We start from the raw sequence: 15294 nt of genomic DNA, 5'->3' as shown, positions 1-15294 counted from the left end.
GTTACGCCGTTCGATACGCAAGACTGTGTGGACGACAAGCAATTCACAGGAGAATCATGCGCATCGGAATGGCAATCAACTACGCCGACGGGTTCCGTGAGGCCGTTGCAGAGGTCAGGGAACTCGAGCAGGCGGGCCTCGACGTGATCTCGGTGCCTGAGGCCTACTCGTTCGACGCGGTCAGCCAGCTCGGGTTCATTGCGGCCCAGACGCAGACGATCAGCCTGGCGTCTGGCATCCTGCAGATCTATACCCGCACACCGACTCTCACGGCGATGACGGCCGCCGGACTTGACTACGTGTCGGATGGCCGCTTCATCCTCGGCATCGGCGCCTCTGGCCCGCAGGTCATCGAGGGGTTTCACGGCGTGCCCTATGACGCGCCGGTCGCGCGCATCAAGGAAATCGTCGACATCTGCCGGATGGTCTGGCGCAGGGACAAGCTCGAGTACCAGGGCGCGCACTACTCAATCCCGCTCCCAGCTAACCAGGGCACCGGCCTCGGAAAGCCGCTGAAGCTCGTCAATCACCCGGTGCGTGACCGGATTCCGATCGTGATTGCGGCACTCGGCCCGCGGAGCGTCGCCCAGGCTGCTGAAATTGCCGAGGGATGGCAGCCCATCTTCTTCCACCCGGAGAAGGCGGCCTCAGTGTGGGGTGATGCGCTCGCCCGCGGAGCGAGTCGTCGCGACAGCGCGCTCGGCCCGCTCGAGGTCTACGCAACACCCGCGCTGGCCATTGGTGCTGACGCCGAGAAGTACCTTGCGGCCGTCAAGCCGCACCTCGCGCTGTACATCGGCGGCATGGGGGCCAGGGGCGCGAACTTCTATAACGACCTCGTGCGCTCATACGGTTATGAGGCGGAGGCCGAACAGATCCAGGACCTGTACCTGGCCGGCCAGAAGGTCGAAGCGGCTGCGGTCGTGCCAGACGAATTGGTGCGGGCCATCTCGTTGATCGGTACCGAAGCTGAGGTTGCGGCGCGGCTGGCCGCCTTCGCGTCCGCCGGGGTGACCGGGCTGAACGTAGCGACGGTGTCGCCGGCCCCCGGGGAACGAGTGCGTCAGGTTGGCCTCCTCAGGGGGCTGCTGCAGGACATCGCCGCCTGAACCCCGGCGGCACCCGTCCGGTGTGGGAGCCAGAAATCAATTGTGTAGTGGGTATGGTTTTAGCTGTCAGGGTCGCTCGCAGTACGAGTTCGGAGGCACGGTGTCGGTACGCAGTATGTTGCTGGCGATTCTCACGATCGGCCCGGCGTATGGATTCCAGCTCCACGGTGAGATCCAGTCGCGCACCGCACATCGCAAGGCGATCAACGTCGGACAGATTTATTCCACGCTCGAACGCGCCATCGACCAGGGCGCTGTGCGTTCGGCCGGCCTCACCATCGACGGCCTGCCGCTCTATGAGCTGACCGACCGTGGGCGCGCAGAGGCCGCAGCCTGGTTGACAAGCACGACGAGCACGACCAGCGCGGCCGGCGATGAATGGGATGACATGATCGACCGCGTGCTGCTGTCGTCGTCCCTTCCCGGAAGCAATCCTGCATCCCTGATCGCCGAGTACCGCGCGTTCTGGACCGCCGCCCCTGCCGTGCAGGCTGTGCCGGAGAGCGTCGATCCCTCCGGACAGGTGCTTCTCGCCGCCGCCGGAACGGTGACCATTGCTGCGGCAGCCCTTGACTGGCTGGCACAGGCTGAATCGCTGATCGATACCACGGGGCCTGGGTCGTTCCAGCGGCCGTTGAGTTCCACTCGGCCCAAACGCGGTCGTCGTCCGGCAGCCGCCGGACACACCATCAGTGCAGCGGCTCACCCCGTGAGTTCAGCACGTTCCGCTCACCAGCATTGATCGCCAGGCTGAACCTGTTCTGGGGCGGCGGGATCGGGCAGTTGAAGCTGTAGCTGAAGGCACACGGCGGAAGGTACGCGCGGTTGAAGTCCAGCGTGATCGTGCCGTCATCTGACGGCGTCACGCGAAGAAAGCGCCCCACGCTATAAGTGCTGACACCGTTCGTCGCATCGCCGAAGACCAACAGCAGGGTGGGGCCGTCCGTGAAGGCGGCAAGCTCATGTGACTGGCCATCCTTGTCGAAGCGGATGACGCCAGGCAGCGATTTCTGGCGAGTCTTGCCGCCGTCAGCCAGGTGGGCGACGCTCACTTCTCCCCCGCCGTCGATCGGCGTGAAACTTGCCTCGATCACCCAGTCAGGGTTGTAGGGGAAGGCCTCGATCGATCCGAAGTCGCGGATGGCGTCGGATGCGGCATCCCAGACGCGCAGCGCGTTCTCGCCGAACTCGTTCACGATGACCGTGCCGGACAGCGTGTCAGAGAACGAGATGGCAGAGGGCGCAATCGCGTCGATGCCTGCAAGGATCACCGTTCCGTCGACAACGTCACCATCGACCCTGATGCCGTCGCTGGCGCTCGCACTCAGACGCAGCCCTGACACGCCGTCTGGCAGGGGCGACCACAGGCCAGGCACACCCCAGACGGGCACAGCGACCGCTGGGTCGCCCGTGATCCACTGCGTGGTCACGAGGGCGAGAACGCCGTGCGGTGACAGCGCCGTCTCGACCCGCTGGGCCCTGATCGCATCGAGTTGCTCTGCTGCGGGCGACATGCGAGTGTCCTCGTGGGGCGTCAACGTATCGGGCAGTGCGCCTGGCAATGCGTCTGGCATATCTCTCTCATTTCGCGTCTGCGTAGCTGTCGACCGTGGCAACGGTCAGCAGGAAATCTACCGGGAACTCACCGAAAAGCAGGCGCCCGGCAGCGGTGGCGGCATCGATGATGATGCGCTCCACCGTCGGGGCGAGTTCTGCAGGGGCATGAACCATGACTTCGTCGTGGAGGAAGAACACGAGGTGCGGGGCCGACTGGAACGGAGATGAACCCTCGCTGGTCTCAGGAGACTCACGAGCCTCAGCCTCAGCCGCAGCCGCAGCCGCAGTAGCCTCAAGTGCCAGCAGGGCCTTCCGAACCTCGGCCATCCAGCAGAGCGCCCATTCTGCGGCGCTGCCCTGCACGACAAAGTTGCGGGTGAAGCGACCCCAGTCACGTGCGCGACTGCGAGCCACCTTCTCATCGGCGCTGGACGCATCCGGTGAATAGGCGTTGGCCTGCGTTTCGAACCACTCCTCGCTGGGGCGGGGTGACGAGCGGCCGAGCCGCGTTGTCACGACTCCCCCGCGTTCACCGGCCCTGGCCGCAGCTTCGGTCAGCTCGAGCGCCCGCGGGTACGCGCGCGCCAGCTTCGGAAGCAACCGACCGCTCTCTCCCGTCGTCGCACCGTACATGGCACCGAGCATCGCCACCTTGGCGTGCTCACGGGTCTCGACGACACCGCTGGCGACGATGCCGGCGTAGAGATCGGTGCCGCGACCGGCATCCGCCATGGCCAGATCGGTAGAGAGAGCCGCCAGGATTCGTGGCTCGAGCTGCGACGCGTCGGCGACGACCAGCTTCCACCCCTCGTCGGCGCGCACGGCTCCGCGCACCTGCTTGGGCAGCTGTAGTGCCCCACCGCCCCTGGCAGCCCACCGACCCGTGACAACGCCGCCCGGCAGGTAGTCAGGGCGGAATCGGCCGTCGGCGATCCAGGTGTCCATCCAGTACCAGCCATTGGCGGTGAGCAGCCGGGATAATTTCTTGTATTCCATCAAGGGAACGAGCGCAGGATGCGAGTGCTCCTTCAGCTCCCAGGCCCGTGTCGAACGCACCGGCAGGCCCACGTGCTTGAGCGCGCGCAACAGGTCGGCCTGCGAATCGGGGTTGAGCGTCGCGTCTTCAAGCAGAACACGGATGCGCCCGGCCAACTCCTCAAGCCGAGCAGGGCGCGTGCCATACGGCACCCGCGGACCGAGCTCGGCAGCGAGCAGCGCCTCGTGGACATCGGTGCGCCACGGCAACCCGGCGAACTGCATCTCTGCGGCGATCAATGCCCCCGCAGACTCTGCGGCGAGGAGCAGGCGTAGCTTCCCGCTCTCTGTCGACGCAGCCAGTGCGCGAAGCTGACGCTGGTACTCGGCGCGATCATCGTCGCTCCCCGTGCCCGACGTCGGGGCAACGGACACAAAATCGAACAGCGTCGCCCCTGCCTCCGCGCTCGGAGCGGAGGCCGCGACCCCGTCGTCCCATCGGTGCGGAGCGCCAGTCGCCAGTTCGCTGTCTGCGGTGAAGGCCGAATTGCACAGGATCACATGGCTGAGACGCAGGTCGTGGCACCGGCCCACCCTGATGCCGGCACGGAGCAGCTGCGGATACCAGACGGCGGTGTCATCCCACACCCAGCGCGTTGACGCGGTCTCCCGCTCCCTGACATACGACGGGAAGTCGGCACTGGCCAGTTCATGTGCGGGCGAGACGGGTGCACCCGTCTCGTCGAGTTCGGTGACGAGGATGACGCCATCGCTTCGGCTGGCCAGGATATGCACCGTTCTATCCTGTCGCGCTCCACTGACATTTCTGACGACGAGCTGACATTCCTGACGATGGGCTGGCATTTCTGACGACAGGCTGGCATTTCTGACGACAGGCTGGCAATCCTGGCGACGGGCTGGCAATCTTGACGACGACAGCGGCGCGAGCCTGGTCGGGGATGGCCAGCACACTCGCCTGCGGGTTACCGTGGTAGGCATGACGCCTGCCGATGAGCACGAGTCCCCGTCGCCTGACAACGGCAGCCCCCGCGAAAACCGTGCGCTGCACGACAAGGTCGCGCCAGAGAACGGCGCCGCGTCATCCGTTCAGAATGGCGGGAGCCCGCTGAACCACGGCAGCCCCCACGAACACGGCAGCATGGCTGAGCACAGCATGGCTGGGCACGACATGGCTGGGCACGACATGGCTGGTCACGACATGGCCGGGCACGATATTGCCGGGCACGGTGGCCACGCCGACCACGTTGCGCAGTTCCGACGGTTGTTCTGGATCATGCTGGTCATCGCGATCCCCGTTGTGGCGTTCAGCCCCATGTTCGCGATGCTCTTCGGGTACTCGGTGCCGCAAGGACTCGGCATCATCTCCCCCCTTCTCGGCACCGTGATGTACGTGTGGGGCGGCCGGCCATTCCTCACCGGTGCCGTGAGTGAACTGCGTGCACGCGCACCGGGGATGATGCTCCTGATCGCCCTGGCCATCACCGTCGCGTTCCTTGCGTCGTGGGGCGCCAGCCTCGGCATCCTCGATCACCAGCTTGATTTCTGGTGGGAGCTCGCGCTGCTGATCGTCATCATGCTGCTGGGCCACTGGATAGAAATGCGTTCTCTCGCCCAGACGTCGACCGCACTGGAATCATTGGCCGCGCTGCTGCCGGATGTCGCCGAACGGGTGAGGGGCGACGACATCGAACAGATCTCTCCCGCTGAACTGCAGGTCGGCGACACCGTTGTCGTGCGCCCCGGCGGCCGTATCCCTGCCGACGGCGTCGTGCTCACGGGCACGGCAGACGTCGACGAATCCATGATCACCGGCGAATCCCGTGCGGTGGGCAGAAGCCCCGGCGATCGCGTGGTGGCCGGAACGGTCGCAACCGACAATGCGCTGCGCGTGCAGGTTGGCGCCGTCGGAGACGACACGGCGTTGGCCGGCATCCAGAAGCTGGTGGCAGAGGCGCAGGCATCGAGCTCGCGGGCACAGCGCCTGGCCGACAAGGCAGCTGGGTGGCTGTTCTGGTTCGCGCTCGGCTCCGCCGTGCTCACCGCCATCATCTGGACCGCCATTGGCAAGCCGGACGACGCCGTCGTCCGCACGATAACCGTGCTCGTGATCGCGTGCCCGCACGCCCTCGGGCTGGCCATCCCCCTCGTGGTCTCCATTGCCACCGAGCGTGCGGCCACCGCCGGCATCCTCATCAAGGACCGCCTGGCCCTTGAAAGCATGCGCACCGTGACAACAGTGCTCTTCGACAAGACCGGAACACTGACCACAGGGCGCCCGGCTGTTGCCGGCAGCAAGCTATACGCCACCGACGTGACCGAGGACGAGCTCCTGCGACTGGCGGCCAGCGTCGAAGCCGACAGCGAGCATCCGCTCGCCCGCGCCATCGTGACGGCAGCAGCCGAACGCGGGCTCAACGCGCGAGCCGCCACCGATTTCTCAGCCTCGGCGGCGATCGGCGTCAGTGGCACTGTTGACGGGCACACGGTCAGCGTCGGCGGCCCGCGCCTGTTGTCCCGCGACGGCATCGAGGCCCCGACCGACACCCAACGGTGGGCGGCCGACGGGGCAACGATCCTCTACGTCGTCAGGGATGGCGTGCTTCTCGGCTCGCTCGCACTCACCGATCTGGTTCGCCCTGAGTCGTTCGACGCCGTCGCCGCCCTGCACGAGCGCGGTATCGAGGTTGTCATGATCACCGGAGATGCCGACGCCGTGGCCCAGTTCGTCGGGTCTGAGCTGAACATTGACAGGGTGTATGCGGGCGTTCGCCCCGAAGACAAGGCTGCGCGCGTCACCGAGTTGCAGAACGAGGGGCGTTCGGTCGCCATGGTCGGCGACGGCGTCAACGACGCACCAGCCCTCGCCAAGGCCGACGTCGGCATCGCCATTGGCGCTGGCACGGATGTCGCCATCGCCTCGGCCGGCGTCATTCTCGCCAGCGACAACCCGGCATCCGTCCTGTCGGTCATCGACCTCTCCACCGCGACGTATCGCAAGATGAAGCAGAATCTCTGGTGGGCCGCCGGCTACAATCTGATCGCGGTTCCGCTCGCGGCCGGCGTGCTGGCTCCGATCGGTTTTGTGTTGCCCATGGCCGTCGGCGCACTGCTCATGTCGGCATCCACTGTGGTCGTCGCTCTCAACGCACAGCTGCTGCGTCGGCTCGACCTCACGCCTGCGGCCCCGCGCACCCTGGGATGACTACTGCTGGGATGACTACAGTTGGGTGGTAGTTGGCGGCGACAGTGGGCCGTGACTGAGCTTCGGCTGAACCGGCCCGTGCAGAGATGGATCACTAACGCATGAAACGTGGGCGCCTTCGGGTCCTCCTTGGCGCCGCCCCCGGTGTCGGCAAGACATACGCAATGCTCGAAGAGGGCAGACGACTGCGTGAGGATGGCGCAGACGTGGTGGTGGCATTCGTGGAAACCCACGGTCGCCACGCAACGGCCGCGCTGCTTGACGGCCTCGAGGTGATACCGCGCCACACCGTCGAGTATCGAGGGGTCACCCTGTCTGAGCTGGATCTCGCGGCCGTGCTCGCCCGGCGGCCACAGATCGCACTCGTCGACGAACTCGCACACACCAATGTCCCAGGCACCCCGCATGAGAAACGCTGGCAGGATGTCGACACCCTGCTTGCCGCGGGGATCGATGTCATCTCCACCGTGAATATCCAGCACATTGACTCACTGAACGACGTCGTGCAGCAGATCACCGGTGCGGTGCAACGCGAGAGCATTCCGGATGCCGTCCTGCGGGCTGCCGACCAGATCGAGGTCATCGACCTTGCGCCTCAGTCGCTGCGAGACCGCCTGGCGGAGGGCAACGTCTACCCGGCAGAACGTATCGATGCGGCGCTGTCCAACTACTTTCGGCTCGGAAATCTCACAGCGCTCCGCGAACTTGCGCTGCTGTGGCTCGCCGACGAGGTTGACAGCGCGCTCACGACCTATCGGGCTGAGCACGGGATCAATGCCACCTGGGCGGCACGGGAACGCGTCGTCGTGGCGCTCACCGGCGGTCCTGAAGGCGAGACACTGCTGCGCCGGGGCGCCCGCATCGCTGCGCGCTCGTCTGGAGGTGAACTGCTGGCTGTCCATGTCACGAGCCATGATGGCCTGCGCGAAGCGCACCCAGGGGCACTCGCGGAACAGCGACGTCTCGTCGACACCCTGGGCGGCACGTATCACCAGGTGATCGGAGACGATGTGCCTCGCGCACTTGTCGACTTCGCCGTGGCCGCGAATGCCACCCAGCTGGTCATCGGTGTCAGCCGTCGCAGCAGGTTCGCTGCGGCGCTCACCGGGCCAGGTATCGGCACCGCCATCATCCGTGAATCCGGCGACATCGACGTTCACATCGTCACGCACTCCGCGGCGGGCGGCGCGTTCCGGCTGCCACGCTTCGGCGGCGCGCTCTCTGCGAGGCGCCGGTTCCTCGGGTTCGCACTGGCATTGCTCGGCGGGCCGCTCACCACCTGGCTGCTCGTTCAATTCCGAAGCGACGCATCGATCACCTCAGATGTGCTGAGCTACCAGTTGCTCGTCGTGCTCGTCGCCCTGGTCGGCGGCATCTGGCCGGCACTGTTCGCCGCGCTCTTGTCGAGCCTCACGCTCGACTACTTCTTCGTGCAACCCCTGTACACGATTTCGGTGGCAGAACCCCTGCACCTGCTCGCACTTGCCCTGTACCTGCTGAATGCCCTACTGGTGAGCTACGTCGTCGACCAAGCTGCCCGGCGAGCCAGGAGCGCCCACCGGTCGGCCGCGGAGTCGGAATTGCTGGCCACGGCTGCCGGAAGCGTTTTGCGCGGCCAGGACGCCATCCAGGCGCTTGTGACACGCACGCGGGAGGCGTTCAGCCTCGACGGAGTGCAACTCCTCGACGGAGACACCGTGCTCTACGCCGATGGCGAGCCGTCGCCTGACGACCATGTCACGCTCGTGCCCGTCGGCACACGTGCCACCCTTGAGTTGCACGGTTCAGACCTCGCCGCCTCTGAGCGACGGTTGCTCGCGGTGCTCGCCACGCAGATCGACGCGGCACTTGAGCACAGCGACCTGGCCAAGTCTGCACAGGAGCTCGGACCGCTCGAAGAAGCCGATCGGGTGCGCAGCGCGCTGCTGGCCGCCGTCGGCCACGACCTGCGTCGGCCACTCAGCGCGGCAACAGCCGCTGTCAGCGGGCTGCGCGCCCGCGATGTCGAGCTGAGCGGATCAGATCGCGACGAGTTGCTCACCACCGCAGCCGAGAGTCTGGACTCGCTGGCGGCCCTCGTCACCAACCTCCTCGATGTCAGCCGCCTGCAGGCTGGTGCCCTTGCGGTCACCCTCGACGACGTCGACCTCATCGACCTCATCCTTCCGGCCATCGGTGAGCTCGGTCTCGGTCCGAACGAGGTGGATGTCGACGTATCGCCGGACATTCCCCTCGTACGAGCGGATGCCGGGCTGCTGGAACGCGTGTTGGTCAATGTGCTGGCCAACGCCATCCGCTTCTCGCCACCGGGCATTCGGGTACGCGTGTCGGCCAGCCAGTTCGCCGGCACTGTGCAGCTGCGCATTGTCGACCACGGACCGGGTATCAGTGCCGAGCGACGCGACGAGGTCTTTGTGCCGTTCCAGCGCCTCGGCGATACCGACAACCTCACGGGACTCGGCCTTGGACTTGCCCTGTCGAAGGGGTTCATCGACGGCATGGCCGGTACGCTCGAAGCCGACGACACCCCTGGCGGCGGGCTCACCATGGTGGTGTCGCTGCCCGCGGTGGATGCTGCGGCACCTGCAGAGCCAGAACGTGGAGCCACATCGTGAAGATCCTGATCGCAGACGACGATCCGCAACTGCTGCGAGCGCTGCGCATCACCCTGGGGGCACGCGGGTATGAGATCCTGACGGCAGCGGATGGGGTTGGCGCGCTCGACGCGGCAATTGAACACCACCCAGATCTGGTCATGCTTGATCTCGGCATGCCACAGCTTGACGGTATCGCGGTCATTGAAGGGTTGCGCGGGTGGTCACAGGTACCCGTGCTCGTGGTGTCCGGTCGCACCGGATCAGCTGACCAGGTCGAAGCCCTCGACGCGGGAGCCGACGACTACGTGACCAAGCCATTCTCGATCGATGAGCTGTTGGCACGCATCCGTGCGCTCACCCGCCGTGTCGTCACGGTCGACGAGGAGCCCGTCATCGCCATGGGAGACGTGTCGGTCGATCTCTCGGCTAAGAGCGTCTCCCGACAGGTAGACGGCGAGCGCACCCCTGTTCGGCTGACCCCGACGGAGTGGCGCATCCTGGAGACCCTGCTTCGGAGCCCAGGCCGACTGGTGACGCGTGAGGCGCTGCTCACCGAGGTGTGGGGTCCCCATCACACCGGTGACAGCGGATACCTACGGCTGTACCTCGCACAGTTGCGGAAGAAGCTCGAGGCAGACCCGTCTCGGCCGCGATACCTGCAGACCGAAGCCGGCATGGGGTATCGCTTCACCCCGTGATCCCCATGATCCCTGTGCCTCGTAGCCCCCTGTGTTCCCTCTCACCTGGATACAGGTAAAGCCCCGGTCACCCCCTGCTCCCTGCCATCCGCTTCACAGGAGCCTCCACAGTCACCCGCCTATGGTGAAGCAATGGAGTTGACGCGATTGGTGATGGAACCGGTGGATGCCTATTCACCGGACCAATTGACGATTCTGGGGCAGCTTCAATTTCTCGACCCCGACTACGTCATCATCTCCGTCGTTCCGGAGTCCTACGAGGAACGACCGAACTGGCGAGGGCTTGAGCGCCTGATCATGACCTTGGCGAGCAGGGGCGGCGATCGCTGCGCGAAGCTGCCGTTCTCCGAGTGGATCGCTATCAGGAAAGATCACCTCGGCACCATTGCCGGGATCTTCCTGGACATGAACCTGGTGGAACGCATCCGCGTGAAGCGACTGCCGGGAGCGGATGCCGTGACCGTGTCGCTGGACGACCGCGAACGCGCCTGATCCCTGCACCCCTGTCGGCAGAGGGCACTCCGGTCTGCGAAGCTTGAACTTTCGTCTCTGGGCAACTCTGTGCCCGGCGCACTGCAGAAAGTAACGCACCACCATGATGGGCACGCACCACGCAATCTCAGGAGCGGCAGCCTGGGTTGCCATCACCTCTACCGCCGCTTCCCTCCCTACCTTCGCCCTCTACCCGCTCGGCCCCGTCGGTGTCGCCCTTGGTGCACTCGTCTGCGCTGGAGCGGCACTCCTCCCCGATGCCGACCACCACAGCGCAACGATCGCGCACTCGTTGCCGGGAGTCGGGCGGGCTGCCACGGCGGCCGTCTCCCTGGCAGCCGGCGGTCATCGACACGGCACGCACTCTGCACTCTCGGCCATTGCAGTGCTCTGGGGAGCCCTCTGGCTCTCCTCCATCGGCTGGTCTACGGCCGAGTACGGGAGCGCAGCCAGCGTTGCCTCCGCCGTGGTCGTCGCCATCCTGCTGGCCTTCTCACTCAAGGTGCTGAAGATCGTCAAGCACTGGAGCCTGGCCTGGGTCGTTGGCACAGCAGTGTCGCTGCTCGTCAGCTGGCTGGCCCCTACGCAGTGGGGATGGCTGCCCCTGTGCATCGCCGTCGGTTGGATCATCCATCTGACCGGTGATCTCCTCACCACGGGCGGCCTCCCCATCCTCTGGCCGTTCAAGCCGAAGGCACCGCGAGTCGTCACCCGTATCCCGGTGATCCGCCTCGTATGGTTGCGAAGCGGTAACCTCGCGCTCCCGATCCTCGGGAACACGGGGTCATGGCGGGAGTGGTACCTGATGGTGCCGCTGGCGCTCTACGCCATCACGGGCGTGAGCCTGGCCATGTTCGAACTCCTTCGCTAGCCACCCGTCAGCGGCAGCCGCCATCAGTATCCGCCATCAGTATCCGCTTGGCGCTGTCGTCATCGCCGTCGAGATCTTGCTCCCGTCGGGCGCGACAACCCACCAGATGCCTTGAACGCCCTGGCCTTTGACATCACCGGCCGCGGCGTCATTCACGAAGTAGTACAACGGGAGCCCGTTCAGGGTGACCTGGTTTTTGCCATCACTCGTCTGGATCGTCGACACGGTTCCCGTCACGCCTGAGACGGTCGGCGTGGCTGAGGTCGTCGTGACGGCCGGCCAGTTGTCTGCGCAGGTTCCTGTGCACGTGCTCTTACCGGAGTTCGCGGTGTCGTTGTCAAAGACGTAGACGGTCAAACCAGCGCCGTCGACCACGATGGTGCCGAGCGACGAGGACGCCGTCGACAGTGAAGCGGATGTCGCGGCATCCGCTGATGAGGACGGTGACGAGGAGGACGATGTCCCTCCCTGCCCGTATCCCCCGGACGATGGGTTCGACGAACACCCGGCGAAGCCGACGACGGCGAGCGCAGTGACGGCGAACGCAACAAGGATCTTTGTACGCACGATGGTTCCTCACTTCGATTTCAGGACGCGCGTTGTGTGTCACGCGGTAAGCGTCACGCGTCTCTAGAGAGCACGATGCGAAGGCCCGCCGAGTTCAGCGGTATTCGAATTGCTACCCGAAGGAATGCGAGAGCAGCACGCTGCCACTATCCACGGAGAGCAACTCAACGGCCTTGATGTGGGTCACCGGAGTATCGATCGATCCCTGGGCGTCGACGGTGTCGCCGGGCCCCGCGGTCCAGCTGGCCACCCGTGTGGTCGTGCCGGCCGTGTCGGTGACCTCGAGCGCGTAACGGCCACTGTCACCCGCACCATAGGCCCGCGTGCTCGCTTCGCTGTAGTGGCAGCTCACCTCAATGCTTGTTCCCCACGATGTTTCGGTCATGTTCACACTCGCCGTGATCGGTGACTGCACGACCTCCTGCAGCGACGCGGCCACGACGGGAGGGGTCGGAGCATCCATCACGGCGGGGAGCACCAGTCCAGCGGCCACCGCCCCGGTGAGCAGGCCGATGACACCGATGGTCACGCCCCGTGCGCGCCGACGACGACGTGTCACCCGTCTCGCGACCCGGTCAAGAAGGCCCGTGGGTAGCTGGGCCTGCCCGATGTCTGCGTCTATACCGTTCTCAACGTCTTCATCAGCACCGGCCAGTGCCGCCGCATCGCTGGCCGGCACCAACGACAGCAGCGCTGGCATCGCGGCCAGATCGGCGACAGCAGCGGCGCAGCGATCGCACTCTGCGCGATGCGCCTCGAACTCGCGACGTTCAGCGGGCGACAGGGCGCCAAGAACGTATGCTGCGTCCCACTGGGCGTACAGCTCGTGCGCCCGTCCGTACCCGCCGGCTCCTGCTCCGGCTCCTGTCAGCGCATCATCGTGTCCGGTCACCGGGTCACCCCCATTTCCTGCAACCCGAGGCGCAAGGCCCGCAACCCATAGTGCAGGCGCGACTTGACCGTGCCCTCCGGAATATCCAGCTCCTGGGCGATCTCTGCCGCCGATCGCCCACCGTAATACGCGTGCACGATCACAGCGCGGTGCTCAGCAGAAAGGGCTGCCAGCGCGTCTGCCACCAGCCACGAATCGAGCAGCGCATCCGTTTCGTCGGCGTTCAGCTGTTCCGGTACCGCATCGGTGCCGATTTCGTGGCGGCTGTGCGCGCTGCGCTTCTCGTCGATGACCAGGTTGCGTGCCACCGTGAACAGCCAGGCCCGAGCGGATGCGTCGCGCTGCTCAAGCACAGACGGCTTCCGCCAGGCGCGCAACAGTGTCTCCTGCACAATGTCCTCCGCCTGGGCCCTGTCGCCTGTGAGGTGAACGACGTAGCGCCACAGCGGTCCAGCGTGCTGCTCATAGAGGACTCTGAGCAGGGCGGCTTCGTCATCTGGCATCCGCGCACTCCCATCAGCGCACTCCCCGACTATCTGGGTATTCCTGTTACCGGTAATACGACACCGGCGCCCCAGAAGTTCAATTCAACAGAGTTCAGTGCAACTGAGTTCTGTTCAACAGAGTTCAGCGCAACAGAAACCGGCGGAGGCCGCAAGGCTCCCCGCCGGATCACTGCGCTCACATGGATGCGTGAACGATTGTCACTGGGCTCACTCAGCGATGTCCTCCCCAGGACGAGTTGCTGGCGTGGCCGCTCTTCCCATGATTCCCGCTCTTCCCATGATTCCCGGAGTCACCATGGTTCCCCGAGTCACTATGGTCGCCGCGGTCTCCGTGATTGTGACCGTCGCCGCCGTTACCACCCTCAAGCGGAACCACGGTGATCTTTCCGATCGACTGCGGGTTTCCCGTCGCGTCTGGTACGAAGGTATCCGTTGTCACGTACAGGCTGTCCCCCTGCAGGTCGATAGCTGCCGGTGACGTCAGTGCGATGAACGGAGTTGGAGTGTCTTCTCCCGCCGGTACAACCGAAACCTGCCCTGTTGCATCGTCGCCGCCGAACATCTCGGCCACGTAAATCTCGCCAGACCGCGACACCGCCAGTCCTGTCGCGCCGACAAATCCGGTCGCGTACAGTTCGACGTCGCCGGAGTCAGGGTCAACCGTGTAGATCGCCCCACGCGCGCCGAGGCTGGCGTCCTCAGGCCCACCGGGCAATGACGTCACATACAGCAGCCCGTCTGGGCCGAGTGCGACATCCGTCGGTACGGGTTCGAAGGTGGCGTAGTGGTCGGCGGCACAGGCAGGCAAGCCGTTCGCAGCGGCGATCTCAGCGGTGACCAGGACAGGCTCTGTCGGCGGCAACACGGCCGTCGTTGACACCGTGCCGTCGTAGTCGACCTTCAGGATCGCGTTGGCACCGGCATCCGCAATATAGATCCCGTCCTCAAGCGGAAGCGACGCATACGGGTGCGAGTCCACTCGCCCGGTGTACAGACCCGGATTCGACATCGGGCCGGTCTCAAATTGGTCGAGGCAGGCCTGATCGAGCCCCTCGAAGCCGTACTCATTGACCTGGTCCGGGTTCTCCGATTCCTCCCAGGCACGGATGTTGGCGAGCTCAGTCGGCGAGCCGCCCTCTGGCAGGCTCATCAGCGTCGTGGTCGAGAGGTCCGTTGCGTTTTGCGCGAAATAGATGGTCCCGTCTCGTTGGGAAACCGCGCCAATCTCGCTGCCGGGCGCGCTCACGACCTCTGAGGCCGCACCCGCACTGTCAACGCTGGTGAGCAGTCCCGCAAAGTTCTGGCTGACCAGTGCGGTTCCCTCCCTGTTGACGGAGAGGCTGAGTGGAGTGGTGAGGTCACCCACCAGAGTTGTGGGGGTGCCCGGAGTGACGGGCGTGTCTGGGGATGATGGATGCCCCCTGTCGCCCGCTATCGCAGGCGCGGCTATGGCCAGGGATGCGACGACAGCCGCGCAGGTCACAGCAGTGATGATCGGTTTCTTCACGATGGGTCTCCTTGCACTAACGGGAATGCACTGGACAAGTACCGGAGAAGGACGTGAGGGTGCCGCGGTCGCAATCGACCGCCGTGGAAGGGGAACTGCACTCCAGAACACCGCTTGCGAATCGGTCCGTTCCTTCGCCGGGTCAGCGAACTGATGCGCTGACCTTGGCAACCTAACCCCGAAGGCTGGCATGGGCTAGGCGGCGAGCAAACTGCGTCGCAAACCGCGCACACACGTCGGAAATGACCGAAATATTCGGTTCTTCTACGTCCGGTTTCTCACCTCTTTCGGGTGAACCGT

At 65.3% G+C, this 15294-nt stretch carries 13 protein-coding genes; 7 read left to right on the top strand and 6 right to left on the bottom strand.

From position 1 onward, the window contains the following. Positions 1 to 56: 56 nt before the first annotated feature. Together AC25Z0_RS04440 and AC25Z0_RS04435 are read left to right on the top strand one after the other, a co-directional pair. Positions 57 to 1109 (top strand): LLM class F420-dependent oxidoreductase, encoded by a 1053-nt coding sequence (locus AC25Z0_RS04440; protein WP_488132459.1) that lies wholly within the window; start codon positions 57 to 59, stop codon positions 1107 to 1109. Between the two features lie 100 nt (positions 1110 to 1209). Beyond that, positions 1210 to 1851 carry a PadR family transcriptional regulator gene (locus AC25Z0_RS04435; RefSeq protein ID WP_488132458.1) on the top strand — a complete coding sequence of 214 codons (642 nt, stop codon included), beginning with the start codon at positions 1210 to 1212 and terminating at the stop codon, positions 1849 to 1851. Here AC25Z0_RS04435 and AC25Z0_RS04430 read toward each other — a convergent pair. Next, complete coding sequence (locus AC25Z0_RS04430; protein ID WP_488132457.1) at positions 1799 to 2683, bottom strand: DUF1684 domain-containing protein; 885 nt, start codon at positions 2681 to 2683, stop codon at positions 1799 to 1801. The two genes, AC25Z0_RS04435 and AC25Z0_RS04430, sit on opposite strands and share 53 nt — an antisense overlap. A 7-nt stretch (positions 2684 to 2690) precedes the next feature. Beyond that, complete coding sequence (locus tag AC25Z0_RS04425; RefSeq protein WP_488132456.1) at positions 2691 to 4436, bottom strand: bifunctional 3'-5' exonuclease/DNA polymerase; 1746 nt, start codon at positions 4434 to 4436, stop codon at positions 2691 to 2693. Positions 4437 to 4638: 202 nt separating this feature from the next. Between AC25Z0_RS04425 and AC25Z0_RS04420 the strand changes: the two genes are divergently transcribed. From AC25Z0_RS04420 to AC25Z0_RS04400, 5 genes are all read left to right on the top strand, one after another. Further along, positions 4639 to 6864, top strand: a complete 2226-nt coding sequence (locus AC25Z0_RS04420) for a heavy metal translocating P-type ATPase (RefSeq protein ID WP_488132455.1) — start codon at positions 4639 to 4641, stop codon at positions 6862 to 6864. 101 nt (positions 6865 to 6965) lie between these two features. Next, positions 6966 to 9479 (top strand): sensor histidine kinase, encoded by a 2514-nt coding sequence (locus tag AC25Z0_RS04415; RefSeq protein WP_488132454.1) that lies wholly within the window; start codon positions 6966 to 6968, stop codon positions 9477 to 9479. Then, positions 9476 to 10159 carry a response regulator gene (locus AC25Z0_RS04410; RefSeq protein ID WP_488132453.1) on the top strand — a complete coding sequence of 228 codons (684 nt, stop codon included), beginning with the start codon at positions 9476 to 9478 and terminating at the stop codon, positions 10157 to 10159. The genes AC25Z0_RS04415 and AC25Z0_RS04410 overlap by 4 nt, the downstream gene beginning before the upstream one ends. Before the next feature lie 132 nt (positions 10160 to 10291). Then, the gene (locus AC25Z0_RS04405) at positions 10292 to 10651 is read left to right on the top strand and encodes a hypothetical protein (protein WP_488118989.1); all 360 of its coding nucleotides are present in this window, start codon (positions 10292 to 10294) and stop codon (positions 10649 to 10651) included. Positions 10652 to 10754: 103 nt separating this feature from the next. Continuing rightward, positions 10755 to 11522, top strand: a complete 768-nt coding sequence (locus tag AC25Z0_RS04400; RefSeq protein WP_488132452.1) for a metal-dependent hydrolase — start codon at positions 10755 to 10757, stop codon at positions 11520 to 11522. A 36-nt stretch (positions 11523 to 11558) separates the two neighbouring features. Here the strand turns inward: AC25Z0_RS04400 and AC25Z0_RS04395 are convergent, their stop codons facing one another. The 4 genes from AC25Z0_RS04395 to AC25Z0_RS04380 all read right to left on the bottom strand — a co-directional run bounded on the left by AC25Z0_RS04395 (position 11559) and on the right by AC25Z0_RS04380 (position 14994). Beyond that, positions 11559 to 12089, bottom strand: a complete 531-nt coding sequence (locus AC25Z0_RS04395; RefSeq protein ID WP_488132451.1) for a COG4315 family predicted lipoprotein — start codon at positions 12087 to 12089, stop codon at positions 11559 to 11561. Positions 12090 to 12201: 112 nt separating this feature from the next. After that, positions 12202 to 12981 carry a zf-HC2 domain-containing protein gene (locus AC25Z0_RS04390; RefSeq protein ID WP_488132450.1) on the bottom strand — a complete coding sequence of 260 codons (780 nt, stop codon included), beginning with the start codon at positions 12979 to 12981 and terminating at the stop codon, positions 12202 to 12204. Continuing rightward, a complete protein-coding gene (locus AC25Z0_RS04385) occupies positions 12978 to 13484 on the bottom strand; it encodes a sigma-70 family RNA polymerase sigma factor (RefSeq protein ID WP_488132449.1) in 507 nt (168 codons plus the stop codon). The genes AC25Z0_RS04390 and AC25Z0_RS04385 overlap by 4 nt, the downstream gene beginning before the upstream one ends. Before the next feature lie 214 nt (positions 13485 to 13698). After that, positions 13699 to 14994, bottom strand: coding sequence for a ScyD/ScyE family protein (locus AC25Z0_RS04380; protein WP_488118984.1), 1296 nt, complete (start codon positions 14992 to 14994; stop codon positions 13699 to 13701). Positions 14995 to 15294 lie beyond the last annotated feature (300 nt).

The sequence above is a fragment of the Leifsonia sp. Y862 genome, assembly GCF_057669585.1.
Note: the sequence above shows the minus strand (reverse complement) of the source record. Positions and strands in the feature narration are given on the sequence as shown.